At 45.8% G+C, this 24,705-nt stretch carries 23 protein-coding genes; 15 read left to right on the top strand and 8 right to left on the bottom strand.

Going from position 1 to position 24,705, the window contains the following annotated elements:
* Positions 1-13 precede the first annotated feature (13 nt).
* The 7 genes from SG35_RS22510 to SG35_RS22480 all read left to right on the top strand — a co-directional run bounded on the left by SG35_RS22510 (position 14) and on the right by SG35_RS22480 (position 7,971).
* Entirely contained in the window at positions 14-2,908 is a 2,895-nt protein-coding gene (locus SG35_RS22510) for a TonB-dependent receptor (protein WP_044830384.1), read from the top strand.
* A gap of 250 nt (positions 2,909-3,158) precedes the next feature.
* Positions 3,159-4,676 carry a tryptophan halogenase family protein gene (locus tag SG35_RS22505; protein ID WP_044830383.1) on the top strand — a complete coding sequence of 506 codons (1,518 nt, stop codon included), beginning with the start codon at positions 3,159-3,161 and terminating at the stop codon, positions 4,674-4,676.
* Between the two features lie 125 nt (positions 4,677-4,801).
* Positions 4,802-5,719: an aldo/keto reductase gene (locus SG35_RS22500; protein WP_044830382.1), complete on the top strand. Its 918-nt coding sequence runs from the start codon at positions 4,802-4,804 to the stop codon at positions 5,717-5,719.
* 222 nt (positions 5,720-5,941) lie between these two features.
* A complete protein-coding gene (locus tag SG35_RS22495) occupies positions 5,942-6,304 on the top strand; it encodes a hypothetical protein (RefSeq protein WP_044830381.1) in 363 nt (120 codons plus the stop codon).
* A 105-nt stretch (positions 6,305-6,409) separates the two neighbouring features.
* On the top strand, positions 6,410-7,129 hold the full coding sequence (locus tag SG35_RS22490; RefSeq protein WP_044830380.1) for a substrate-binding periplasmic protein: 720 nt from the start codon (positions 6,410-6,412) through the stop codon (positions 7,127-7,129).
* A 136-nt stretch (positions 7,130-7,265) separates the two neighbouring features.
* Complete coding sequence (locus SG35_RS22485; protein ID WP_044830379.1) at positions 7,266-7,514, top strand: DUF6289 family protein; 249 nt, start codon at positions 7,266-7,268, stop codon at positions 7,512-7,514.
* Positions 7,515-7,722: 208 nt separating this feature from the next.
* Positions 7,723-7,971: a DUF6289 family protein gene (locus SG35_RS22480; protein ID WP_044830378.1), complete on the top strand. Its 249-nt coding sequence runs from the start codon at positions 7,723-7,725 to the stop codon at positions 7,969-7,971.
* 164 nt (positions 7,972-8,135) lie between these two features.
* Here SG35_RS22480 and SG35_RS22475 read toward each other — a convergent pair whose 3' ends face one another.
* A complete protein-coding gene (locus SG35_RS22475) occupies positions 8,136-8,948 on the bottom strand; it encodes a putative porin (protein WP_044830377.1) in 813 nt (270 codons plus the stop codon).
* Between the two features lie 303 nt (positions 8,949-9,251).
* The gene (gene yegD, locus SG35_RS22470) at positions 9,252-10,619 is read right to left on the bottom strand and encodes a molecular chaperone (protein WP_044830376.1); all 1,368 of its coding nucleotides are present in this window, start codon (positions 10,617-10,619) and stop codon (positions 9,252-9,254) included.
* Positions 10,620-10,928: 309 nt separating this feature from the next.
* On the opposite strand from yegD, the gene SG35_RS22465 reads away from it, so the two are divergent.
* The 4 genes from SG35_RS22465 (at position 10,929) to SG35_RS22450 (ending at position 16,177) form a co-directional block, all read left to right on the top strand.
* Positions 10,929-11,681, top strand: a complete 753-nt coding sequence (locus tag SG35_RS22465) for a TetR/AcrR family transcriptional regulator (protein WP_044830375.1) — start codon at positions 10,929-10,931, stop codon at positions 11,679-11,681.
* 151 nt (positions 11,682-11,832) lie between these two features.
* Positions 11,833-14,133, top strand: coding sequence for an efflux RND transporter permease subunit (locus tag SG35_RS22460; RefSeq protein WP_044830374.1), 2,301 nt, complete (start codon positions 11,833-11,835; stop codon positions 14,131-14,133).
* Positions 14,134-14,136: 3 nt separating this feature from the next.
* On the top strand, positions 14,137-14,949 hold the full coding sequence (locus SG35_RS22455) for an outer membrane lipoprotein-sorting protein (protein WP_044830373.1): 813 nt from the start codon (positions 14,137-14,139) through the stop codon (positions 14,947-14,949).
* Position 14,950: 1 nt separating this feature from the next.
* A complete protein-coding gene (locus tag SG35_RS22450; RefSeq protein WP_044830372.1) occupies positions 14,951-16,177 on the top strand; it encodes a hypothetical protein in 1,227 nt (408 codons plus the stop codon).
* A 95-nt stretch (positions 16,178-16,272) separates the two neighbouring features.
* On the opposite strand, the gene SG35_RS22445 is transcribed toward SG35_RS22450, so the two are convergent.
* From SG35_RS22445 to SG35_RS22430, 4 genes are all read right to left on the bottom strand, one after another.
* On the bottom strand, positions 16,273-17,382 hold the full coding sequence (locus tag SG35_RS22445) for a hypothetical protein (protein WP_053042716.1): 1,110 nt from the start codon (positions 17,380-17,382) through the stop codon (positions 16,273-16,275).
* 83 nt (positions 17,383-17,465) lie between these two features.
* Positions 17,466-18,170 carry a DNA alkylation repair protein gene (locus tag SG35_RS22440; protein ID WP_044830371.1) on the bottom strand — a complete coding sequence of 235 codons (705 nt, stop codon included), beginning with the start codon at positions 18,168-18,170 and terminating at the stop codon, positions 17,466-17,468.
* A gap of 123 nt (positions 18,171-18,293) precedes the next feature.
* A complete protein-coding gene (locus tag SG35_RS22435; RefSeq protein WP_152646437.1) occupies positions 18,294-18,956 on the bottom strand; it encodes a peptidylprolyl isomerase in 663 nt (220 codons plus the stop codon).
* 119 nt (positions 18,957-19,075) lie between these two features.
* Positions 19,076-19,720, bottom strand: coding sequence for a GyrI-like domain-containing protein (locus SG35_RS22430; RefSeq protein ID WP_044830369.1), 645 nt, complete (start codon positions 19,718-19,720; stop codon positions 19,076-19,078).
* 157 nt (positions 19,721-19,877) lie between these two features.
* On the opposite strand from SG35_RS22430, the gene SG35_RS22425 reads away from it, so the two are divergent.
* A complete protein-coding gene (locus SG35_RS22425) occupies positions 19,878-20,663 on the top strand; it encodes a ribonuclease H family protein (protein WP_044830560.1) in 786 nt (261 codons plus the stop codon).
* 22 nt (positions 20,664-20,685) lie between these two features.
* Here SG35_RS22425 and SG35_RS22420 read toward each other — a convergent pair whose 3' ends face one another.
* Positions 20,686-20,997 (bottom strand): hypothetical protein, encoded by a 312-nt coding sequence (locus tag SG35_RS22420; protein WP_152646435.1) that lies wholly within the window; start codon positions 20,995-20,997, stop codon positions 20,686-20,688.
* On the opposite strand from SG35_RS22420, the gene SG35_RS22415 reads away from it, so the two are divergent.
* Positions 20,996-21,838, top strand: coding sequence for a hypothetical protein (locus SG35_RS22415; protein WP_152646434.1), 843 nt, complete (start codon positions 20,996-20,998; stop codon positions 21,836-21,838). The two genes, SG35_RS22420 and SG35_RS22415, sit on opposite strands and share 2 nt — an antisense overlap.
* Positions 21,839-21,891: 53 nt before the next feature.
* Here the strand turns inward: SG35_RS22415 and SG35_RS22410 are convergent, their stop codons facing one another.
* Positions 21,892-22,641: a substrate-binding periplasmic protein gene (locus tag SG35_RS22410; protein WP_044830367.1), complete on the bottom strand. Its 750-nt coding sequence runs from the start codon at positions 22,639-22,641 to the stop codon at positions 21,892-21,894.
* A 270-nt stretch (positions 22,642-22,911) separates the two neighbouring features.
* Here SG35_RS22410 and SG35_RS22405 point away from each other — a divergent pair, with 270 nt between their 5' ends.
* Positions 22,912-23,238 carry a hypothetical protein gene (locus SG35_RS22405; RefSeq protein WP_152646433.1) on the top strand — a complete coding sequence of 109 codons (327 nt, stop codon included), beginning with the start codon at positions 22,912-22,914 and terminating at the stop codon, positions 23,236-23,238.
* 306 nt (positions 23,239-23,544) lie between these two features.
* Positions 23,545-24,531: a YeiH family protein gene (locus SG35_RS22400; protein WP_044830365.1), complete on the top strand. Its 987-nt coding sequence runs from the start codon at positions 23,545-23,547 to the stop codon at positions 24,529-24,531.
* The last annotated feature ends 174 nt before the right edge of the window (positions 24,532-24,705 follow it).

Here is a 24,705-nt window from a genome sequence, read left to right as displayed (position 1 = left end):
AACGGGGGAAAGCATGATGAATTTTAAAGCAAGTAAAGTTACACTGGCGCTGCTCTCAAGCGGCTTTATGGCGGTTACACTGCCGGTATTGGCGGCTGAAGAGCAATCGGCTTCGGGTCAGGAACAGGGGGTTGGTGAAAAAGAAGCCGTGGTCGGCACCGAAGTCATAGAAATTAAAGGTATACGGCGCAGTCTTATCAGTTCACTGGATAAGAAACGTTTCTCAGATATGGTTTCTGAAGTTATTGATGCCGGGGACTTGAATTCTCTGCCGGATATTTCTATCGCCGATGCGTTAGGACGTCTTCCCGGTGTGACCACCGTCAGAGCCAGTGGTCAGTCTTCCCAGTTAAATATCCGCGGCATGAACGGTGATTTTATTCAGACGACCCTCAACGGCCGTGAACAGGCCAGTACCAGTGGTTATACCGCAGGCAGTCGCTGGATTGCTTTTGATCAATATCCGTCCGAGCTGATCTCCCAGGCAGCAGTATACAAATCTCCCAAAGCTTCCCTGGTGGAAGGGGGCGTTGCCGCAACGGTGGAGTTAAAAACGGCTAACCCGCTGGAAGCAAAAGAAGATCATAATTTTGTTACCAGTGCACGGCTTTCCTATAACGATGCAGCTTCAGATGTCGGTGCCGATGATATGGGCAACCGTTTCAGTTTTTCTTATCAGGGCAAGTTTCTTAATGAAACATTAGGTTTTGGCTTTGGACTGGCGCATATGGAGCAGCCAAATAATGCCGAAGAATATAGTGCGCGTAAGTATGAGCGGCTACAAGATTTTGACGGCGACGGTGTTCAGGAAAGAGCTCCAAACGGTTATCAGATACGTGCGGCAAAAGGCACGGATGAACGTTTAGGTTTAATGTCGACTTTAGTTTATCAGCCTAATGATGTTTTTAAGGCTCAATTTGATTTTTTCAGATCGGAATTTGAATCTGAAGATAAAATGAACGGCTTAAACATCGACGGCTTAAATAAAGATAACAGTTTATACAATGTTGCCAACCCGGTTATTTCTGATGGTTACCTGGTAGGAGGGGATGTTACCTTAACCGGCACTAACGGTCCTTGGGTGGAAATGCGCTCAGAAGATCAGTCAACCGATTCCACCACTGACAGTTTTGGTTTAAAACTCGAATGGGTATTTGACGATTACGAAATTTACTTTGATGCCGCCCATTCTAAAGGTAAAAAGACCCGTCTTGACCGTATTGCTTCCATGCATGCTTACGAATTCGGTACGCAAACTTTAGAAGATGGTACTGTGGTTGATACCTGGCAGGAGCTTAGCGGCCAGGGCTTTTCTTTTGCCAACAACAGCAAAGATGCCGTCGATCTGGTATTAAATACCGATTACACGGATTTATCTCATATGCGCCTTGGCGACTGGGAGCAGTTCCCCCATGAATATACCGATGAAATCGACAGCATCAAGGTAGACTTTAAATATCATCTTGATTCGGGTTTTATCAGCTCCATTGAAGTTGGCGCCCGCTGGTCCGACAGAACCTTCTCAGACAAACGTTCTACCTTCAGATGGGGAGCTCGTGAAGGGCAAAATGGTTATCAACTGCCGGACGGCACTATCGTAACCAACCAAAATTGTGAATTTAACCACTATGATCATGCCTGTACCCCGATTTCCCTGGATGGTTTTGCCACGGTCAAGAACATGAACGGTTTCTCCTACCTGGATTTAGACCTGGTGGGCATTGCTGATGCTGCTTTTGGCCCGGGTAACTATGATGCCCAACAAAGTTGGGAGCATAACTGGACCCTGATTGAAAGCGGTTCGGTACGGGAGAAAGTGCTGGCGGCGTATGCCATGGCCAACTTTGAAAGTGAAATTGGTGATATTCCGGTCACGGGTAACTTTGGTGTCCGGGTGGTGAAAACCGATACCAAATCCCGCGGCATCCAGCAGCTGCAAGGGGATGAAACCGGTGACGGCATTACCGATGATAACGGTGTGACCCGCGACGATTACGCCAATGTTAATTACGGGCCTGAGTATACCGATACCTTGCCGTCTATTAACCTGAACTTCCAAATCAGCGATAACGAGCAAATCCGTTTTGCTGCCGCCAAAGTGATAGGTCGTCCGCCGGTACATCAGTTACGTGGCGGCGCCGGATCATGGGCGGATACCGCTAATGACGGTGTGAGCCAGCGTTATAATGTCTGGTCCAAAGGCAACCCGAACCTGGATCCCTTCCGTGCTACGCAATATGATTTATCTTATGAACACTTCACTGAAGGTGGCGGTGCATTTGTTGCGGCATTATTTTGGAAAGATATCGATACCCTGATTGAAAGTGTCACCTATAACGAAGGGGAAATTGCCTGGTCACAAATCGGTATTGAAGCACCGGAAGGTTTTGTCGAAGGCCAGTACCAAACGACGCAAAATAATGATCAGGGCGGTTATATTCGTGGGGTAGAATTGGCTTATACCACGGTATTTACCCAGTTGCCCGGTGTCTTCTCTACTTTGGGCATGAATACTAACTACTCCTATACCGAGAGTGAAACCACGGTTGATGGTGGCGGTGTTTTTGATGATCAGCAACTGTCGCTTCCCGGTTTGTCTAAGCATGTCTTTAGTGCGACTCTATTTTGGGATATAGACAATTTCAGTACCCATTTAAATGTTCGCTACCGTGATGATTATATCTATGAAGGCTCAACGCCCGGCGGTACTGCCTATCAATATGCCGATGCCTATACTGTGGTCGACTGGCAGGGAACTTATTCCTTTGATAATGGTGTAGATGCGGTATTGCAGGTGAATAACCTGACCGACGAAGCTAATACCACTAACTATGGTACGTCGCTGGCTAGCGGGGAATATAAGAAGTTTGGCCGCCAGTTCTTCCTTGGGGTTAATTACTCATTCTAGTGTTAATTGAATAAGTATTAACTTGAACTGTTATTGAAAAGAAAACCACTTGATCGCAAGATTAAGTGGTTTTTTATATACAGGACGTATGGTATGTCGCGGTTTCACGGAAGAAAGAGAGCGGCTATAGACCGGATGTCTATTGGTTGTGATGTTACGGATGACAAGCAAGGAGGATTAACTGGGGCGTTATCGGTACTTTGTTGTTAAGTTGACCGTGCCGCCAGGTAATGAAAAGAGCGAGGTGTATATGATGTCTGAACATCAGGCTAAATCAATTGTTATTGTCGGCGGCGGTACTGCCGGTTGGATGGCCGCTAATTTGATGGCGAAAAGCTGGCAACATCTGGGTTTTAATATTCGTTTAATCGAATCTCCGGATATCGGCATTATCGGTGTGGGTGAAGGTTCTACCCCCCAGCTTAAAGGCTTTATGGATTTTCTGGGAATTAAGGAAAGTGACTGGATGGGGCAATGTAATGCCACTTATAAAAATGGTATTGAGTTTGTCAATTGGTCGACTAAACCCGGATTTTCCCGATATTTCCATCCGTTTCCGGCGCAAACCGATGACTATAGCGCCCCGGGCTTTTTTCATAATAGTTATATCCGCCGTAAAGGCATCTCGGTTGAAGGACATCCAGATCACTTTTTTCTGGCCAGCTACCTGGCCAAACATAAATTAGCACCTATCCCGGAGTTTCATTTTCCTTTTGAAACCAATTATGGCTATCACTTTGATTCGGCCTTACTCGGTAAATTTTTGGCGGGAAAAGCCGAAGAGTTCGGCGTCACGCATACCCGGGGAACCGTTGCCGAGGTGAAGTTGCATGTTAACGGTGATATCCAAAGTGTGATCACACAAGCCGGTGAAACCATTGCCGGAGATATCTTTATTGACTGCACCGGATTTGCCAGTTTATTGCTGCAACAGCAGCTGAAAGTGCCGTTTAAAAGCTTTGGTAATAATCTCTTTAATGATGCCGCGGTCGTATTGCCGACAGAGCAAACGCAGCAGCTAGGTTCACAAACCATTTCCACTGCGCTAAAACATGGTTGGGCCTGGGAAATCCCGTTAACCAACCGTAACGGCAATGGTTATGTTTACAGTTCGGCTTATACCAGCGGCGATAGTGCCGAAACGGAATTAAGGGCCAAGCTTGGCTTGCTTGATGCTGACGTTGAGGCGCGCCACTTAAAAATGAAAGTTGGCCGGGTAGAGCAACACTGGCATAAAAACTGTGTTGCCGTCGGTTTATCCCAGGGCTTTATCGAGCCGTTGGAAGCCACCGCTTTGCATCTGGTGCAGGAAACAGTACAAGGCTTTATTGACAGCTACCAAAAAGGCAACTTTTCCGGCCAGTATCAGGGGGAGTTTAATGCCAGTGTCAATGCCCGCTTTGAGGCAGTGCGCGATTATATTGTCGGCCATTATCGTATTAACTCACGTACCGACAGTCAGTACTGGCTGGATAATGCCAATAACAACCAGCTTTCGGCGAGTCTGGTTGCTATTTTACAGTGTTGGATGCGGGGGGATAACCTCAGTGATGAACTGGATCGCCAGAAAATTGATCATTACTATCCATCGATATCCTGGCATTGCTTGCTGGCGGGCTATGGTTTGTATCCTGATAGCGCTCAGTTAAAGCCCGGTAATGAATATGCCAATAAGTATAATATCGAGCAGATCGCTGACTTTATCAGCCGTTGCGGATTGAACTTTAAACCTCACCGCCAAAGGCTGGCGGAGTTGAGCACGGGTTAATCTTTTACTTAAACTTTTGCTGAAATTTAGGGAGAGTTTTAAATCGTTGAAATGTTTTATCGTTTACATCATGTTGTTAAAGTTTTACCTTCACTTTTTACTTTAAACCGGGCAGACAGGTGACAATGAGAAATATTCAATTAGGAAAATCCGGGTTAAACTCCTCACGGTTTATATACGGCTGTATGCGTATTACCGGCGATAACTCTTCAGCCGACAGGGCCAAAGGAAAACTGGCGCTGCGCACCGCCATTGAAGCGGGTTATAACCACTTTGATCATGCCGATATTTATGCCGGCGGTTTAAGCGAATCTTTATTTGCCGAGGTATTAAAAGAAAGCCCCGGCCTGAGGGAGCAGTTGATTATCACCTCCAAGGCCGGCATTCGTATTGAGGATACCCCAAACCCTGGCGATCCCAAATGTTATGATTTTAGCCGGGATTATTTAGTAAATAGTGTCGACGGTATTCTCAAGCGGCTGGAAATAGAGACATTGGATATGTTTTTACTGCACCGCCCGGATTATTTATTTAATGCCGCAGAGGTGGCGGATACCTTGATGCAGCTCCACAGTGCAGGCAAGGTGAAACATTTCGGCGTCAGCAACTTTACGCCGTCCCAGGTCAGTTTATTGCAATCGGCATTGCCTTTGCCGCTGATGGTAAATCAGGTTGAAATTAATATCCATAATATCAACAGCTTTACCGACGGCACCCTAGATCAGTGTCAGCAGTTGGGGATAACTCCGGTTGCCTGGTGTCCCCTTGGCGGTGTGGCTTATTCGGCCTGGGGCAATACTTTCAGCGCCGCAGATGAGCAAAGGATCGAAAATGAGTTAACCCTGCAAGTGGAAAAATATCAATGTCAGTCGTGGCAGGTGATCCTGGCCTGGTTATTGAAACATCCGGCGCAAATTTTCCCTATTATCGGCTCCACTACGCCTGAGCGTATTCTTGCCGCCAAGCATTCTCTGGAATTGGATTACAGCCGGGAAGATTGGTATCGCTTGCTTGAAGCCCGAAATGGTGAGCCGGTTCCTTAATTGGCAAGGGAGAATTTATTGCTTTGAGGAATGATGTTATTCCCCTTTAATCTAATACAAAACATTACAAAACATTACAAAACATTACAAAACATTACAAGGCATTACAGGATATTAACAAGTACCCGCCAGGGTGTTATTATTTTCTTTATTGTGGATTGGAACCATCCCGATCTTGCAGACTGTGTTGTTAATTTTTTGTTTTATTTAAAGGGGGGAAAGATGGACGCAACTGATGATCAGCGTAAAAAAAACAGAGCCAACCTTTCAGAAAAGTTCTCCCCATATCAATCTCTTATGGTTATTTTATTGATCAGTATGCTGGTTTTTGCCAGTGTACTTTTGTATCCGTCTAAAATTTCTGAGCAATTTAATTTTCCTTCACTCAGCCTGTGGCAATATAACAGTGAAACTTCTTTACTGCCCAAGTCTTCCGGGGAGAAAGTGGTTAAGGATAAGCTGGAGTCATCGTCTTTTATGACCAGTGAGCAGGTGAATTTAGGGCAACTGCTGCTTGAGTTGGCCAATGCAAAAAATTCCGGCACCTCAACATCTTATAATCAGCCGATGGGACAGGGAGCCTGATTTTCGCTTATCTCGGTTTTTATCCTTGTTGACGGGTAAAAATAAGGTTATAAATAATTGCTTGTGCATTTAGGTTGATGATACGGCTTCACCTGCGGGGGATAGATGTTAAAAAATAGCGCCTTTATAGTCATTTTTTCCCTGCAATTTATTTCAGCCGCCTGTGCCCGGGAACCCCTTGAAGTTGTTACCGAAGACTGGCCCCCTTATAGTTTCCTATTACCCGATGGCACTGTCGGCGGGATAGCGACAGAGAAAGTCCGCACTGTGCTGGATAAAGCGGGGCTTGAATACCGCATTAATCTTTATCCCTGGGTACGCGCCTATAAGATGGCGCTTACGCAAAAGAATGTTTTGATCTATTCCATATACCGCTCCAAAGAGCGGGAGTCAAAATTTCAATGGCTTTGCCCGTTATTGCCGACACATCCCATGTATTTTTATGCTTTGTCCAGTAGAAAAGATATTAAGGTCAAGACCTTGGAAGATCTTAAGCAATATACCATAGGGATCACCAAAGAAGAGTATGGCTATCAATATTTGCTTGAGCATGGTTTTAAAGAAAATAAACAACTGGACATCACGCCTAACTACGACATTAATTTGCGTAAGCTGATCGAGAAAAGGGTGGATTTTATTGTTGAATCCAGTCATACCATGCAAATGAGGTTACAGGACATAGGTTATAACTTTGAGCGGGTGACGCCGGTTTTTGAGATGGATACAGATACGGTTGCCGATAATTGCATGGCTTTTAGCCTGAAGACACCGCCAGAAATTGTCGAGCAGGTAAGGGAGGTTTTTTTCCAGCAAACAGGAAGATAATAAGGTGTCTTCTTGCTTCCTTATTGTAAATAAAATGTAATTTTTATTTACAATGGTTGGCAACTGCATTAGGGTGATTTAAAGGTTTGACAGTCATCAAGCCTTTAAATTTTCTAAAAAAATAAAAGGAATAACAATGAAATCAAATTTAAAGAAAATTGCAGCCATCGCGTTAACAGGTATTACACTTTCAGCAGCTTCTTATGCCTATGCAGCAAGTTCCGGCTATATTAAAGAATTCGTTTATTATTCTGATGCAAGTTATTCAACGCCTGTTGGCGAAAAAGTGGTTAACCAATGTCGTGGAACCACTTATTCGAGTGGCCAAGTCACTTCTTATGTAAGACTTGTTGGTATGGAAATGTGCGGTGGCAATGAGTTTTAACTAAAACGCATAAACACTTGTTGTGTATTCAGCCAGTCTTATCCAGGACTGGCTTTTTTATAGTTTGTTTTAAATAGAAGGTTTACAAAGTTAAGTTGTTATATTAATGTTAATTTTCAGGTGAGTTGTGGTAGCGAACCCGGTCGGAAAGACCGGACCTTCGTTTTCTAATCCTGGTTAATGTTAATAACAATAAAAGGGTTAACCTATGCAAACATCTTTAAAAAAACTTATTTCAATCGGCTTGACCGGTGCAACCATTTTTGGCGCGTCTTATGCCTATGCCGCATTTTCTATTTTAGAATTTGCTTTCTATTCGGATGCCAGCTATTCAACGGTTGTCGGAGAGAGGGTTGTTAACCAGTGTACTAATAGCAGCTATACCACAGGAACGGTAACGTCTTATATGAGGATTGTCGGCTCTGAGTCTTGTGCTGGCGGTGGGATTCGCCGTTAAGCAAAGATTTTTCCTGGTTTAATGAGGACTGGCTTATATCCGGGCTGGTCCTGAAAATAAACAGCCGGGTTAAGCCGGGAAGCCGTTAATGATTTAAGCCAGTTATCCGGGATAACTGGCTTTTTCTTTATGCCATATCGGCGTAACCATCAAGCGTTTTGCTGTTAGAACTGAGCAGTAAAGTCGATAGTGTACAGGTCGTAATCGATGTCACTGTCGGTATTGCTTTGGTAACTGGCGCCTAAGGCGTAGTTTTTGTTGAAGTAATGCTTGGCGCCGACAGAGTAGTCATCGTCGTCATTGTAGCTGGCTGCCATTGAGGTGTGGCTGTTGAAGAAATATTCCACACGGCCTGCCAGGTCATTGTCGGCATCGTCAATATCACTGAAAGAGACTTCTGCAGTCAGGTAACGGCCTTGCCCCAAATCGGTGAAGTATTTTGATGACAGGGTCTGAACATCAGTATCATCATCGGTAGAGTAAGTAAAACCGATATAATCACTGTCATTAATCTGATGGTTATATGAGGCAGAAAACAGATATTCGTCGTTATTGTCATCTTTAACGACCTTGACTAAAAAATCATCAGAGATCAAATAACCTAAGCTCAGGCTATAAGTATCGTCGCTACCGCCATGGTCAAAGTCGCTATAGTGATAGGTCGCACCGACTAATAGCTTGTCGATAAAGGCTTCGCCGCCTAAGGTGAAAGTTTTGTTGAAATCGGTATCGACGAAACTGCCAAATACATTGCTGGTTTTATTGATATATTCGAACTCATCCAGCGGCCCTAAAGTTGACTTTTTGTCGAAGTAATAACGGGTGTCGAGGGAAAAAGCATCGCTGTCGTTATATTTGGTATCTAAGTCACTGTATGAAACGGAAGAAAAAGACTGGTAATCCTCAGCGTGGACTCCGGTGCTGGCTAAAAGGGAAGTGCCGGTTAATAACAAGGCGGCAATAGGTAATAATTTCATAAATGCATTCCTGATTGTAGTCTGACATTGTCAGTGTTAAAAATGACGGGTGCATACTAAGTATTTCGTACGAAATATGCTAGCGTTTAAGTTTATGAAAATGTTAGAAATTGTAAAAGTTGTGTGGAAAAAACACAAAAACAGTATATTTTTTGATTCTCATCTGCTTTACCAATAAAGAACAAAATATTAACAAGGTGGCTGAGGGCAAGAGGCATAGCCTGTGCCGGCAGGACAGCGGCAAAGCGTAAACTTGCTTCCCCATAAGTTGCTATAGGGAAGCTTTTTTAAATGATCTTATCTTTAAGAAAATATTCTTTGGGACCAGCGGGTGAGACCTGCGGTCACACTGCCAAAATTATCTCCGATAATAAACTGGCTGTCGGGGTATTGGGCTTGTAAATGTTCTCTTAACACCGGGGACTTTGCCGTACCGCCGGTGACAAAAATGGCATCCGGCTGACAACCGGCCTGTTTCACAGTATCTTGCATTAATTCACATATGCTGCCCAGTTCCCGCTTGGCAGCATCGAGTAGCAGTAGCCGGCTGACATCAGCGGTTTCATCCTTGTTTCGGTTATTGAGATAGTCCAGCGCAATTTTGTCGTTATCACAGTCGCTCAGGGCTATTTTTGCCTGCTCGGCGCTGTTGACTAATTGGTAACTGAGTTTTTCCTGATGTACTTGTATCAAGTGTTCGACCAGCTCGGGTTGTTCGGCGTCACGTTTCAGCTGCTGCAGGAAGCGGCCGTTAGCTCCGCTGTAAAATTCTGTCTGGGCATTGATATTGTTGATGGCCACGGCTTCACGGTAGCTGTTAACCGGCATAGGCTTGCCGCTTTTAAGTAAGCTGTCCATGCCCAGCTGCGGCATAATGCCTTTAAGCGCCAGCTGGATATCAAAATCATTTCCGCCGATACGTTGCCCGCTGTGGCCGAGTAAATGCGGACTCCTGTCCAGGTTTGGCATCAGCTGTGGGCCCATCAGCTGCATAGAGCAGTCGGTGGTCCCGCCGCCGATATCCACGACTAATACCCGGGTTTCCCGCTCAAGGCTAGCCTCAAACTCAAACCCGGCGGCAATGGGTTCGAACTGGAATTCTATATCCCGGTAACCGACCCGTTTGGCGGCATTGGTGAGCACATCAATTGCCTGCTTATTGCTTTCTTCGCCTTTTAATCCCTGGAAATTTACCGGCCGGCCGATCACCACCTGGTGCAAGTCCTGCTGAAGAGCCTGCTCCGCCAATTGCTTCACATGGGTCATCATCGCCGCGACGATATCTTCGAACAGGGCGATTTGCTGGGGTTTGAGGCCGCTGGCGCCGAGAAAAGATTTAGGGGACTTGATATAATAGCCTTCCGACGGGTCTTCGAGGTAGCGGGCAAGTGCCTGCTTGCCAAAAAATAAATCGCCGGGAATATCATCGAGCGCCAGCTCGCGTAACATGCTCTGGCCTTTTTGTAACTGGAAGCGCCTTAAACCGGAAAACTCTGCTTTAGCATCCGGGCTTAACTGTTGCTGTAACCAGTTAACAATCACTTCCCTGCTGGGGGCATATAATGAGGAAGGCATATAGGTGCCGTGATCGGCTAATGAGATGAGCTCAGGTTTATCGCCCGACATGATCCCCAGGGCGCAGTTCGAAGTACCGTAATCAAAACCTAACATTTTTTCCTCTCCGGTTTGCAAAAAAGCCGCGTAGCATACGGGGAAAAGCGGTGATAAGCAAGGGTAAGGGGATTTTCACCTTAAAGAAAAAGGCTGTTTTAACGGGGGAGATAAACCGCTAAAAAAGTCGTTTTATTAATCAATCTATTAGCCGTAAAGCAAAATTTAATACGGGAGATAGGGGAGTTTTTTATTATCTTGTGATTGACATTATTTCATCATAAATTTATTATCGACGAAACGTCACTGACGAATCGTCATTTATATATCGGTAATCAAAAATGACGACAACATGGTAAAAGATCCTTTATGGCACCAAAAATATTAGATGAACACAGCTTGCAGGCCCGGGAGCAAGAAATTATTGATGCGGCTATTGCCTTAATTGCCCGCCTGGGGGTGGCCAATGTCACCATGGATAAGGTGGTGGCAGAAGTCTCTTATTCCAAAGGCACAGTATACAAACACTTTACCGGTAAAGAAGACTTGTTGCTGGCGATAGGTAACCAAGCCATCACTATTATGTCTGATTTATTTTTCCGGGCTTCTCAGTATCCCGGCTGTGCCCGTGAGCGTATGTTGCTGATCAACTTTTCTTACCTGATCTATGCCATTTTACATCCTGCCTTGTTTCAATCGGCTATTTGTGCAAAAAGCCCCAATGTTTATGAGAAGTCCACACAAAAACGGGTGCAAGAGCAGGAACAGCTGGAAATGAAGCTGATGGGGATCTTTTTTGGCCTGATTGAAGAGGCTATTGCCGACCAGAGTTTTACCTTGCCCCCTCACATGGATATGCAACAAATTTGTTTTTCCAACTGGTCGCTGGGATACGGAGTGATCTCTTTGCTGGCGGATGAACTGGAGTCATGCAGTGGCCGTATGGGACTTGTGGTGGAGCGGGAGCTGTTCAACCAGAATAACTTATTGCTCGACGGTATGCAGTGGGCGCCGCTGAGTTTTGAAAAAGATTATAAAGCCAGCCTGAAAAAAGCCTTGGAAGAAGTCTTTGGCGAGGAGTTGGCGAGGATAAAAGCCCTGGGGCGTGAACTTAATTTTTAATAGCATTTTTCACATGACAAGCGGTACGAGTTAAGATAATATTTTGTACGAAATTCGTACAAGCCTTACATGTGAAAAACAAAGAATAACGCGGTGTAAAAGCCGTTTTTTTTACAGAGTATAGTGACGATTCGTCACAATGGAGAGGGCAATGAGAGAGAAGTTTTTCAACTTTGTCGGCAAACATCCTATATGGGTGATTTTAGTTTGTCTGGCATTGGTGGTTACCGCGGCAGGCGGGGCTCAGAAGCTGGTTTTTAAAAATGATTACCGGATATTTTTCGGTGAAGAAAATCCCCAGTTAATGGCATTTGAAACCATGCAAAAGGTTTACAGTAAAAGCGACAGTGTCTCTTTTATTGTGGTGCCCAAAGGAGATACTATTTTTACTGCCGAGCACCTGGCGGCGCTAAAACAGCTGACCAAAGAAAGCTGGCAGGTGCCTTATTCTACCCGGGTAGATTCGGTTACTAACTTTCAGTATACCTTCGCCGAAGAAGACGACATGATCGTTGAAGATCTGGTGATGAACCCGCAAAGGTTAACTCCGGCTAAACTGGCGAAAATCAAGGAGGTTGCCCTGAACGAACCTCTGCTGGTCAACAAGATCATCTCACCCAGCGGCCATGTTTCCGTGGTTAATGTTACCGTACAGCTACCCGGCATAGATCCGATCGCAGAAGTACCGGAAGTGGCGACTTTTGTCCGGGAGATCAAAGCCAAGTTCCTGGCGGATAATCCAGGCACCGAAGTTTATTTGTCCGGTATGGTGATGATGAACAGTGCCTTTGGTGAAGCTTCGTTAAACGATAGTGCGACCTTGATCCCGCTGATGTTTTTAGTGGTGATCATCACTATCGGCTTCTTACTGAGAACGATTACCGGCACCTTTGCCACTATCCTGGTCATCGCCGTCAGTATCGTAACGACCATGGGCCTGGCCGGCTGGTTGGGTTTTTATCTGAGCGGGCCTTCTTCTTCGGCGCCGACCATGATCCTGACGTTGGCAGTGGCAGATTGTATTCATATTCTCACCTCTATGTTTTACGAGATGCGCCAGGGAGCGGATAAGCGCAGCGCCATTGCCACGAGTTTACGCATTAACCTGCAGCCGATTTTCTTAACCAGTGCCACCACGGCTATCGGTTTTTTAAGCATGAACTTTTCCGATTCACCGCCGTTTCGTGATTTGGGCAACCTGGTAGCCATTGGCGTTATGCTTGCTTTTGTTTTTTCTATGACCATCTTCCCGGCCTTGCTGACGGTATTGCCGGTGAAAGTGAAACAACAGAAAAATGGCCGTAAAGATAAAATGGCGTCGCTTGCCGACTTAGTGATCAACAGGCGTCGTTTATTATTGCCGCTGACCAGCGCCATCATTATCGCTTCGGCGTTTTTTATTCCCAACAATGAATTAAACGACGATTTTGTTAAATACTTTGATGAAAGCGTGCCGTTTAGGGCATCAACCGACTTTATGTCGGACAACCTGTCCGGCATGATGCTGATGGAAGTTTCGGTGCAAACGCAGACTCCGAGCGGTATCAACGATCCTGAATATTTACGGACGATTTCGGATTTTAGCGACTGGTTGCGTCAGCTGCCGGTAACCGATCATGTTAATACCATTACCGATACCTTAAAGCGGTTAAATAAGAACATGCACGCAGACGATCCGAGCTGGTATAAATTACCGGACAGTCAGGAAATGTCGGCGCAATACCTGCTGTTATATGAAATGTCCCTGCCATATGGCCTGGACCTTAATAACCAGCTGGATGTCGATAAGTCTGCCACCCGTATTATTGCCACCTTTAAAAACCTGACCAGTAACGAGCTGGTAACCCTTGAAGGGGAAATTAATGCCTGGTTTGCCGAGCATGCGCCCCAGTATAAAATGGATGTTGCCAGCCCGAGCCTGATGTTTGCCCATATCGGTCAGCGTAATATTTTCAGCATGTTGCTGGGAACTAGCTTGGCATTGGTGCTGATTTCTGTGTTGCTGGGGGTTGCCCTGCGTAGCTGGCGTTACGGTGCCATTAGTTTATTGCCTAACATGATCCCCGCCGCCGTTGGTTTTGGTTTATGGGGGCTTTACGACGGCCAGGTGGGTCTTGGCATGTCTGTGGTGATCGGTATGACCTTAGGTATCGTGGTTGATGATACCGTGCATTTCTTAAGTAAGTATTTACATGCCCGTCGTGATAAAAACCTCGACAGTAAAAAAGCCGTGCATTATGCCTTTGATAATGTTGGCCGTGCCTTATGGATCACAACTTTTGTACTGGTGGCCGGGTTTAGCGTGCTGGCGCAGTCAACTTTTAAAATGAATGCCGATATGGGCTTGTTAACTGCAACGACCATCTTTATAGCCCTTGTCGTTGATTTCTTATTTTTACCGCCGCTGTTGATGGCGATTGATAATTCCAAAGCGAAAAAAGTTCAGGAGTAAATTATGTTGACTCATACCTTGTTAAAGAAAAATAAAATAGCCGCGGTATTTGCCGCGACAGCCTTAACGCTGCTGAGCAGCATGGCGCTGGCACAAAGCCCGCAAGAGCAGGGCCTGGCAATTTCTAAAGAGTCTAAAGAGCGGGATCTCGGCTGGAGCGACAGCACCGCAGATATGCTGATGTTGCTGCGTAATAAGCAGGGACAGGAAAGTGTGCGGGAAATTAAGATGAGAAGCATGGAAGTGGCCAACGACGGCGATAAGAGCCTGACCATTTTTAATAAACCCCGGGATGTTAAAGGCACGGCTTTTTTGAGTTTCTCCCACCCGGTGGCCGCCGATGACCAATGGTTATACCTGCCGGCATTAAAGCGGGTCAAGCGTATTTCTTCCCGTAATAAGTCCGGTCCTTTTATGGGATCTGAATTTGCTTTTGAGGATTTAAGCTCATTTGAAATCGAAAAATATACCTATAAGTATTTAGGGGATGAAATAGCCAACGGCCTGGACAGCTTTAAGGTTGAGCAACTCCCGGTGGACGAGAATTCAGGTTATACCCGTCGTATCGTCTGGATCGATAAAAAAGACTATTTGATACAAAAGATAGATTTTTATGACCGTAAAAACTCTTTGTTAAAAACCTTGACCTACAAGGGCTATCAGCAGTACCTGAATAAGCACTGGCGCGCCCGGAGCATGGAAATGGTCAATCACCAAAACGGTAAAAGTACTGAGTTGAAATGGGATAACTATGCCTTTAAAACCGGTTTAACCGACGGTGACTTTAATAAAAACTCTTTAAAACGGGTACGTTAATATGGCGGCTAAATGGCTGACGGCCACAGCGGTATCAATCACCCTGGCGGCAAGCACTAACGTGCTTGGTGAGGAATTTGAGCTTAGCGGTAAAGTGGGGATGGATGCCCGTTATTTTCTTGAGGACAGCCTATATAGCGGACAATTTGACAATAGTCAGTTTTCGGTATTTGCCGAACCGGAATTTTACTGGAGTTGGAACAATGGTGACGACAGCCTGACCTTTAAGCCCTATTACCGGTTAGATAATCAGGATGATGAGCGCAGCCACGGTGATATCAGGGAGTTCTCTTATATTCATGCCGGCGATGACTGGGAGCTTAGAGCCGGGATCCGCAAAGAATTCTGGGGGGTGACCGAATTCCAGCACCTGGTAGATGTCATCAACCAGAGTGACAGCATTGAAGATGTTGACGGTGAAGACAAGCTAGGCCAGTTGATGGTTAACTTATCCCTGGTTGAAGACTGGGGTATAGTGGATCTTTATCTGCTGCCGGGCTTTCGTGAGCGTACCTTCGCCTCAAGTGACGGACGTTTACGCGGCCCCGTGGTGATAAACGGTGACGACGCCGAATATGAATCGTCTGCCGGGCAGCAGCACCTGGATTTTGCCGTGCGCTGGAGCCATACCCTGGGGAATTTTGATATCGGCAGCTACTGGTTTCACGGCACCAACCGTGAACCTGTGTTCATCTTATCTGAAGATAATCGCGGGGAAAACGGCCAAACCGAGTTGACCCCCTATTACCAGCAAATGGATCAGCTGGGGCTGGATGTCCAGGCCACGATAGAAGACTGGTTATGGAAGTTTGAAAGTATTTACCGTCATACAGAAGCCGATAATTTCTGGGCTGCCCAGGCGGGTTTTGAATATACCTATGTCGGGGTGATGGATACTGTGGCCGATGTCGGCTTATTGCTGGAATACGGCTGGGATTCCCGTGGTGAAGCCGACTTAAGGTCGACCGGTGCGGCAATGCAAAATGACTTGTTTATCGGCAGCCGGCTTGCTTTTAATGATGTACAAAGCAGCGAAATCCTTTTTGGTATGGGGGCTGACCTTGAACATAATGCGGTCAGCTTTGTCATGGAAGCCACCCGGCGTTTTGGCGAAGATTATAAGGTTAATCTCGATATACGTTTATTTCAGAGCAACGACCCTTTTGATGCCCTTTACAGCATAAAGGATGACGACCACCTGCAGCTGACGGTGGAGCGCTATTTTTAGGGAGTTTTAGCTGTTAAATTGATTTCCTGGTAAGGAGCCTGTGTCTTAGGGACTCAGGCTCCTTTTTTTATGCATGGATGAACAGGAGCAGGATGTTATATACGTACATCTACCTGGTGTACGCCGTAACCCCGGCCGTTTTCACCGATGGCAAAACTCGAACGCCTCATTTGTGCCTCTACTTGATCATTTTCATCATAGAAGCTGTAGGGGGTGTCGATGGCTGACAGGTTTATTGCCGCAATTCCGGCATCACCCAGAGATAACCAGCGCTGCTGTGCTCCCGGCTCAACTTCAGCTTCTCCTTCGCTCTCTCCTTTGGGTTGCCATAAATAGAATTGTTCAAAATGTTCATCGTCTTTGTCGATAAAACCGTTTTGGTTGCTGTCAAAGGCGGCTAGTTCATGAAAACCGTTGCCGCTGGCAGGACCAAAGAGTTCGCTGCCGTCATCGGCGCGGCCATTGGCATTTTGATCAAAGACCAGGTAACCGACATCACCGGAAAATATCGGTAGATTATCCAGGGTATTATCGCTATTGATGTCAAATGCCTGCCCGCCCTGAACATGTCCCAGGCTTTGGTTGCCGAACTGTACCAGCAGGGGATCTTGCAGATTGCCTGCCCGGGTAGCAAAACGGCGGTAACGTGTGCTTTCACTGCTGATGTTAAATTCATAACTCAGGGATATTTGCTTGTCATCAAGCTGGAATTGTCCCTGCATTTGGTAGCTTAAGCTTTGCTCCCGGGTAAACCACTCTTCAACCTGCACCTGTTCCCCGGCCCTGAAGACTTGATTGTCTACCATCACAAATTCAGCGCCGTTATTGGCGGCATTAATGGCCTGATCCGGGTTCAGGGCATTACCTTGCCCTGAACCCGGTGGGGTGGAGAAATCAAAAAGGTATTCTTCCAGATCCAGTTCTTTACCAAAATAGGCGGCGAGAATAAGCTTGATTGATTCCAGACGTGGACTGAGTGGCCGGGTATAAATGGTCTCTGCTGAGGCCGGCGGGTTGGCGGTATTGATGGCAATGGGAAACTCGTCGGGTATCGTCTGGGGTTGAGCGGGGCTTTCGCTTTCTTCCTGCGTTGGCCGTGGTGGTATTGCTGATGTTTGTGGCCCGGTTCTGCTCAGGGTGCGGCCGCTGGTTTGGGTATGCTGATACTGCTGCTGTTGGGATACTGCAAGCGTATGGATAGCCATAATGGACTCCTGTTCATATGGCTTGTTATCGGCAGTAGCGGGTAAAACCTGAGTAAAATTTCATCCTCTATTTGTGCTTCAGCTCAGACAAGGCCATGCAGGTATTTATCCCGTTGCTCTTTGGTAAACTTTTCAATGCTATACCTGAGCATGGTCCTGGGCATTTTCTGGTAATGTTGTTGTAAAAACTTCTGTTCCAGGGTCAGGTCACGTTTGCCCAGCTCTCTGAGCATCCAGCCTACTGCTTTGTGGATCAGGTCGTGATCGTCATTCAGTAATATCTCGGCTATGGCCAGGGTCGGCTGATATTGCTCATATTTGATAAAGTGCAAGGTGGCGATGATGGCGATCCTGCGCTCCCACAAAACTTGCGAATTTGCCAGTTGTGTTAACGGTGTTTTATCCCGGTTTAGCAGGTAGCCGCCGACAATGACATGGGCGGAGGTATCCACCAGATCCCAGTTATTAATATGTTGGGTATTGCTCAGGTAAAGCCGGTAAATGGCTTCGCGCTCAGTTTCGTTTGCCCGCTTGAACCGGTAAACCAGCAGCAATAAAGCAAACAGCCTGATTTCGTGGTAAGGAGAGGATAATACCTGCTCAGCCGTCTTAAGGGGGACTTTTTTAAAGTGTTTTACCTGCTGGCGCAGCACAGGTACCCGGATGCCGAGAAATTTATCGCCATAACCGTATTCTCCCTTGGCGGTTTTAAAAAAGCGCTGCGAGTGGGCGGCGATATCGGGGTTGGCCAGTTTGGTTAAGTGTTCGCTTATGCTCTGGTAGCTCATGAGTGGATCTTCCCGTTATTGAGCTTTTTTCGATGAGAGGCGACCTGATGAGCTTCATACGTTGAAAAAAGAGCCTGTTGTTATAACGGCAGGATAACAGCAGGCTCTGGCTTATTTTATAGTTTACAGTACGCGGATACTGGCCTTGTTGATCATTAACGGCTCGGTAGGTTTACCGCGGCGACTGCCTAATTTTTCCAGCTTGGTCAAGGTGGTATCTAAGCCTTCGATCACTTCACCAAAAATTGTGTGCTTGCCGTCAAGGAAAGGCGTCGGTTTAAAGGTGATGAAAAACTGGCTGCCGTCGGTACCCGGCCCGGCGTTGGCCATGCTTAAAATGCCCGGCTTGTCATGGGAAACGCTATCGGAGAATTCGCCGTCGTATTTATAACCCGGGTTACCGCGGCCATTGCCTAAAGGATCGCCCCCTTGTGCCATAAATCCGGGGATCACCCGGTGAAAGGTTAAGCCGTCGTAAAAACCCAGCTGGGTTAAATAGATGGTGCTGCTGACATGCATAGGCGCCACCTCGGGGTTGAGTTTAATGGATAACTTGCCCTGGTTGGTTTCCAGATCCCAGATATAACTCTTGCCCTGGGTGAACTCCATCATTTCCGGCTGCTTAAGTTTGGTTTTCCAGTCATCCTGGCTTTTATCGATTTGTTGGCTGGCGATTAACTTATCGGCTTTTTTAAGCGCCTGATCTTTATCGCTACATGCCCCCAGGTTGACCAGCAGCAGGGCCGCTGTGCTCCAGACAAGAAGTTTTTTGCTGATACTCGGCATTGTCATTTCCTATTTTGCAATGAGATTCTTTTTATGGGCATACTTTATTATCTTTACTATTGAATAAACAAGTAAATTACCTATTCAACAGTGAAATTATTTCCCTTTGTCGTGTTTTATCATAACCGGGCGGTGATGCTGCCTGTGCTGCGATGGCTTTCTTTTTCCTGCGCTGCCCGGGCCCTGATGATCCCTAACTGCAGTTCAACATGGATGTTGCCGTCTGCCTCACTGGATAACAGTAACATGCGGCTTTCCCCGTTAAGGCTTAGCTGTTGCTCCCGGCTAAACAGGTATAGCTGTTGCCATTGCTGCTCCAGCTGTGCGGCCTTGCCGGTAAAAGTTAATGAAGCGCAATCAAAGGCCTTGGCTTTGCGGTATTTATAAGGGGGCAGGCGCTTGGTTCTTTTCGATACCGGGAAGCCGATGTCGGCCGCTATTTGCTGTTTGCTTTGTTGTTCACCTGAGCGGTAACTCAGTATTAACGGGCCATCGATTTTGGCGTTGGAACGTTTGGCCAATTTGATACTCATGTCCATGGCCTTGGTTTTTATTTTATCGGCCAGCTGGTGTTTTTCTGTTTCAATCCGGGTATAGAAAAAGTGGAAGGGCTGTACAGATTTTATCAAAATGTTATTGGCGGTGCTCTCTGCTAATACACCTGTGCTACCGGCCATGGCCTGTGCCGATAAAACCAATATAAACAAACCGGTAAAAATGCCGGCTGAAAAGCGGTTGTTGAGTTGTCCGGTGATCTTTTGCATATTATCCCTCCCTTGATTCATCTTGATTACCATAACAAATATTACTCAATGGTAAAGCCCGATCCTGGTGATTATTGCTGCCAGGGATGATTTTTCTTGGTTAGTGCAGCAAAGCCCTTTATCATCCGCTTATTCAAGCCAAGATCAGAAAAAAATAATGAGTAAGAAATTTTACGTTGTCTGGAAAGGAGCCAAAACAGGGATCTTTACTTCCTGGGGAGAAACCAAAGCTTTAATTGACGGTCGCTCAGACGCCCAATACATGGGGTTCCCTTCTTTAGCCGAAGCAGAAGCCGCATTTGCCCAATCTTATACCAAGGCCTTGATGAAAAGATCATTGGCAAAGGGTAAGGCATCGGGGACAGGAAGTGGCAAAAAAGAAGCTCAGGGACCCGGCTATCAAGGCCAGAGCCAAAACAAATCGGCGCAGGTACAAATTTATTGCGATGGCGCCTGTTCGCCTAATCCGGGTAAGTCGGGCACAGGGCTTGCCGTTTATGAAAATTCGGTATTAACCCAGCTGAGATACGGCTTATACCACCCTATGGGCACCAATAATACCGCAGAGTTGGGCGGTATCCTGGAGTCTATGTTATTGGCGCAAGCTTATATCGAGCAAGGAAAAACGGTAGAGATATTATCCGATTCCAAGTATTCCATCGATTGTATCACCAAATGGGCCAAAGGCTGGAAAGCGAAGGGCTGGACCCGGGGCAAGGGAGAGGAAATTAAAAATCTGGAGATAATTCAGCGCAGCTTTGCCCTGTATGAACAACTGAAATCTCAGCTCTTTATCAGTCATGTAAAAGGGCATGCCAATATTGAAGGCAATGAGCTGGCCGATCGCATGGCGGTATATGCGAGAATGAAACAGGAAACCGCTTTGGTGATTTATCAGGATGCCCTGGATATTCCTGCTATTCTGGCGATGCCTTCCGGTTAAGGCTTAATTGCCCTTCTTCATGTTACTTAGCCCCTGATATATTTTGTGATGACAGAGGCAAATTAATACTGAAAGAAATGACAGACGGGAATTGTCTGTCATTTTCTATTATGGTGCACTGGATGTTGAATTTGCGAAATAAATTGATAAACACTGTGCTGACAATAGCAATAGGGCTATTTTCGCCTGTTGTTTCTGCTTTGGTGCCGGTAACCGGGCACTTGCCCATCAGTAAACTGTCATTCGTCGCTTTTGAGCGCTGTTTTCCCGAAGATTCAGCATTTCGCCGGCATGATGAGATTAAAAAAAGGATTTTACGGGCTAATGTCGCCATGGATGAAGGTCGCTCCGCATTAACTCGAGAGGATAAAGGAATAGCGGGAGAGAGGGGCTATTTTACTTTACTTAACCGCATTGATAACTGGCACTTTTATAACCCCAATAAAAAACAACCGGAAAAAACACAACAGGGACTTATACATAAGTCTTATGACAGGTTGTGGCTTGAAGCTAACGAACATTTTATCAACCATAAAAAGTGGGAACATAAAGTATTGTTTTTGGGGGCTATAATGCATTTATTAGAAGATACTGGAGTACCGGCCCATGTTGTGCCTGTTTATCATGGCCCGACTATCGTTGAAATCATGGGGGATTTTGAAAAGTATACCGATTATATGCAGGAGAAAAATTATGTTAGCGGTAAAGGCTTAACCGAGATGATTAAGGATGAGATTGACCTGATCCCGCCGGATGAAGCAAGGTTAATAGCCTATGTTAACTCAGGCTTTAGCCGCGAATGCCATAAGATTAAGCAAGCCCAAATCATGAGCCCGCAACAAATTCGTGATGAGCTGGCTGAAGTTACTCTGTCAGGGCTTGATCGCGGGATTACAGGCTGTAAAGGCAAGCGCTGGAATATTTTTTGGGGTAATCCCGTAAGAAATGCTGCGGGAGAGGCGTTAGAAGATGATTATTTTCGTGCTTATAATACCGATGATGATTTTCCTTTATTTAATCATCATGGCTTGATTAAAAATACCAAGGGTGAAGTCGTCTGTACCATGCGTGAAGCTGATGCCCGCTATCAGGACTTTGTTTATGAACTGCATAAGCAAATGATCAAAAGTGATGTTCAGTTACTTCGATGGGCGTCGAGTAAATTTTTGCAATAATAACCGGTGAAATTATAAAAGAAGCTGTAGTGCCAGCTGTTCCTGTCATTGTTTTATTGATACTTGTTATAAATCGCCTTAATTTCTCCCCGGCGTATCATTATTCCGAGGGCATCATTTAATTGCGGTAGCAGGTAGGCCTTATTTGGGTGGAGCCTCATTTTCACCTCCACCTGGTTAATTACCCCGCCGACTTCAAATTCCCGATATTGCGGATGGTGTTTCTGATGATAATAATAGCTTTGTGCGCCTATAAAGATATATTTTACCCTGTCTGCCTGTAATAATTTCAGCAGATGTAGTTCTGACAAGCCATCGACCCGCTTGATGGCGCCTGAGTTAAAAGCATCTTCATATTTGGGATAGGCATAACTGCGGATCACACCTATGGTTTTTCCGGTGAGATCTGCCGGTGTTGAAAATGCCAGGCGGTTTTGCTTTTTAAAGACCAAAAGATCCGTGGAGCTTGCATAAGCAATGCTATACAAGGCTTTTACCGGGCTGGATTGGCGCCAGAGTTCGTTGATGCCCGGCTCTACATCGACACGGCCCAAATCAAATTCTTTTACCGCCCGGGGCGGAGTGTAGGCAAGCATGGTAAAGGTGTGCTCGGTGAGTGCAGATAAGCGGGAAAAAATATCGATATGGATACCGCCAAACTCGCCGTTCTGTCTGATGGTATATGGGGGATTAGCCTCGGAAAGTAAGATGGCCTTTATTGTTTCTCCATGAACTTTAGCGTGATGGAATAAAATGCTCACCAGGCCAAGACTGAACAGGAAGTTATTTAGGTAAGGCTTCATAATAAGCGAAAGTTAATTTTTATCTTATTATAGTAAATCTTATCTTAAGGGCATCGGGCTTGTTTAAACACCAATCAAATAGTTAGAAATTGATTATTTATCATAAGATTTGGCTGATAAAGAGCTGACATTGTTTTTTGTTCCTGCCGGGAAAGATAAAGCAGGCTTAAACTTCACTTTTGCAGCCATATAAGCTATGCCATCAAAATCCAGTTCCTGTTCTATACTAAGAGGGTCGTAAATCTGCGATGTAGTTTAGGTAGTAGTTGTATGAACAAACCACTTCAAATAGAGCAATTTGAATGGAGTCAGAGTCAACCGATTAGTCAGCAATTACCGTACACCTTTACTAACGGATTAGTGTTTAACGGCCTTAACGGACAGTGTGGCAATTGTGGGCAGCTTATCCGGCCTGATGATATCCACGGGTCTATTTCTACCTTATCGGCAGAACGTTGCCTGATGGTAGCCAAGGGCTATTGTTATTATTGCGATACCCTGACATGTTTTAATTTCATCATAGATCAGGAGGGGCAAGCCCAGGTTGTGGATATTGAAAAATCCGCCACAGCGCACAATTGCACTAAGCCCAATTAATATCCGGGCAAGGTTTTTTGTCTTAATTACAATGATCATAAGCAAAAACGGCGTGGGCACATCTCCCACGCCTTTTTTATACACGGATGTATTTCAGCTTATGTGCTCCCGGCATAAGCTAAGTACTTACATCCTGCAAGCAATCCTGCGGGCATATGGATATGCTGGAGCAGGGGTTGTACATGTGTATCGTCCTGAGATAAGTTGCACTTTAGCTTGTGTTTAATCTCTTGTTAAAACTCTATTTTCCCGTGATACACTAAGGCTAATTCATGTTAGCCAAATCATTTGCCGGTAACTGTCACTATGTTAGCTTTTGTTAAATCCCATTATGCCGGGATCTTTGTCTGCGCCATTATTGCCATTGCCGCCAATGCCCTGGCGCATCGTTACCAGGCACCTGTGATGTTATTTGCCCTTTTGCTTGGTTTGGCGCTGCATTTTTTATATGACTCTAAAAGACACCAGGTAGGTATAGACTTTTGCAGTAAAGCCGTTTTACGTTTTGCCGTGGCCTTGCTGGGAGTACGCATCGCCTTTGCCGATATTGTTTCACTGGGGGTGATGCCGCCGCTGATCGTTGTTGGCAGTATGCTGGTCACTATTTTTTTCGGTGTTTTCCTGGCACGTTTGCTGGGGTTGCCTAAAGTCTTCGGGGTACTTTCCGGTGGGGCGGTGGCGGTATGCGGGGTTTCTGCGGCCGCGGCCATTTCCACTGTCTTGCCGAAAAAAGCCCATCAGGAGAAATTCTTTGCCCTGACGGTGATCAGCATTACCGCGCTAGGTACCCTGGCCATGTTGACCTATCCCCTGGTTACTGACTTTCTTGGACTTAGCGATGAACAGGCAGGGGTTTTTATCGGCGGCGCCATTCACGATGTTGCCCAGGTGGTCGGGGCGGGTTACTCCGTTTCCACCGAAGCCGGGGATATTGCCACTTACATTAAATTGCTGCGGGTGGCCTTGCTTTTGCCGATAGTGGTGATGATATTTTTTGCTTTTAAAGAGAAAAGTTCGCGTTTAAGTGGCGGTGTCACCAGCTTTATTCCGGGATTTTTAATCGCGTTTTTTATCCTGGCGCTGGTGAACAATTTAGGTTTTATTCCTGCCCCCCTGGTGGAAATGATCAAAAGCATTTCCGGCGGTGCCCTGGTGGTGTCTATGGTGGCAATTGGCGTGAAAACCTCGTTAAAACAGGTGGTGTCTGTGGGCTGGAAACCGGTTTTTCTGATGACGATGGAAACCGTCTTTTTTGCCCTGTTGATTTTGGCGGGTATTTTCTTTATCGGCTGAGCCCAGGGGGTAACTTGCCTTAGCAATTTTCTGACAAGTGTAAATAATGTAGTTAAATGTAACTGTCGGGTATACTTATGTATATCTTGAAAATTATTTTGTAATCAAAGTGTTATCCTTGGTGTTTTACGGCGGTTTTCACTTTTCATCTTCTTGGTTCCGATCTTATAATCT

Source organism: Thalassomonas actiniarum, assembly GCF_000948975.2.
Lineage (GTDB): Bacteria > Pseudomonadota > Gammaproteobacteria > Enterobacterales > Alteromonadaceae > Thalassomonas > Thalassomonas actiniarum.
The sequence above is the reverse complement of the archived record's forward strand: the minus strand, read 5'-3'. Positions and strand labels throughout refer to the sequence as shown.

Coding starts and splice junctions, on each gene's coding strand:
- SG35_RS22465 (WP_044830375.1), top strand. CDS start 10,929: ATGGCACCAAAAATATTAGATGAACACAGCTTGCAGGCCCGGGAGCAA.
- SG35_RS22460 (WP_044830374.1), top strand. CDS start 11,833: ATGAGAGAGAAGTTTTTCAACTTTGTCGGCAAACATCCTATATGGGTG.
- SG35_RS22425 (WP_044830560.1), top strand. CDS start 19,878: ATGAGTAAGAAATTTTACGTTGTCTGGAAAGGAGCCAAAACAGGGATC.
- SG35_RS22400 (WP_044830365.1), top strand. CDS start 23,545: ATGTTAGCTTTTGTTAAATCCCATTATGCCGGGATCTTTGTCTGCGCC.
- SG35_RS22455 (WP_044830373.1), top strand. CDS start 14,137: ATGTTGACTCATACCTTGTTAAAGAAAAATAAAATAGCCGCGGTATTT.
- SG35_RS22420 (WP_152646435.1), bottom strand. CDS start 20,997: ATGGCGACATTAGCCCGTAAAATCCTTTTTTTAATCTCATCATGCCGG.
- yegD (WP_044830376.1), bottom strand. CDS start 10,619: ATGTTAGGTTTTGATTACGGTACTTCGAACTGCGCCCTGGGGATCATG.
- SG35_RS22405 (WP_152646433.1), top strand. CDS start 22,912: ATGAACAAACCACTTCAAATAGAGCAATTTGAATGGAGTCAGAGTCAA.
- SG35_RS22510 (WP_044830384.1), top strand. CDS start 14: ATGATGAATTTTAAAGCAAGTAAAGTTACACTGGCGCTGCTCTCAAGC.
- SG35_RS22480 (WP_044830378.1), top strand. CDS start 7,723: ATGCAAACATCTTTAAAAAAACTTATTTCAATCGGCTTGACCGGTGCA.
- SG35_RS22435 (WP_152646437.1), bottom strand. CDS start 18,956: ATGCCGAGTATCAGCAAAAAACTTCTTGTCTGGAGCACAGCGGCCCTG.
- SG35_RS22505 (WP_044830383.1), top strand. CDS start 3,159: ATGATGTCTGAACATCAGGCTAAATCAATTGTTATTGTCGGCGGCGGT.
- SG35_RS22415 (WP_152646434.1), top strand. CDS start 20,996: ATGGATGAAGGTCGCTCCGCATTAACTCGAGAGGATAAAGGAATAGCG.
- SG35_RS22490 (WP_044830380.1), top strand. CDS start 6,410: ATGTTAAAAAATAGCGCCTTTATAGTCATTTTTTCCCTGCAATTTATT.
- SG35_RS22495 (WP_044830381.1), top strand. CDS start 5,942: ATGGACGCAACTGATGATCAGCGTAAAAAAAACAGAGCCAACCTTTCA.
- SG35_RS22475 (WP_044830377.1), bottom strand. CDS start 8,948: ATGAAATTATTACCTATTGCCGCCTTGTTATTAACCGGCACTTCCCTT.
- SG35_RS22410 (WP_044830367.1), bottom strand. CDS start 22,641: ATGAAGCCTTACCTAAATAACTTCCTGTTCAGTCTTGGCCTGGTGAGC.
- SG35_RS22430 (WP_044830369.1), bottom strand. CDS start 19,720: ATGCAAAAGATCACCGGACAACTCAACAACCGCTTTTCAGCCGGCATT.
- SG35_RS22445 (WP_053042716.1), bottom strand. CDS start 17,382: ATGGCTATCCATACGCTTGCAGTATCCCAACAGCAGCAGTATCAGCAT.
- SG35_RS22450 (WP_044830372.1), top strand. CDS start 14,951: ATGGCGGCTAAATGGCTGACGGCCACAGCGGTATCAATCACCCTGGCG.
- SG35_RS22500 (WP_044830382.1), top strand. CDS start 4,802: ATGAGAAATATTCAATTAGGAAAATCCGGGTTAAACTCCTCACGGTTT.
- SG35_RS22485 (WP_044830379.1), top strand. CDS start 7,266: ATGAAATCAAATTTAAAGAAAATTGCAGCCATCGCGTTAACAGGTATT.
- SG35_RS22440 (WP_044830371.1), bottom strand. CDS start 18,170: ATGAGCTACCAGAGCATAAGCGAACACTTAACCAAACTGGCCAACCCC.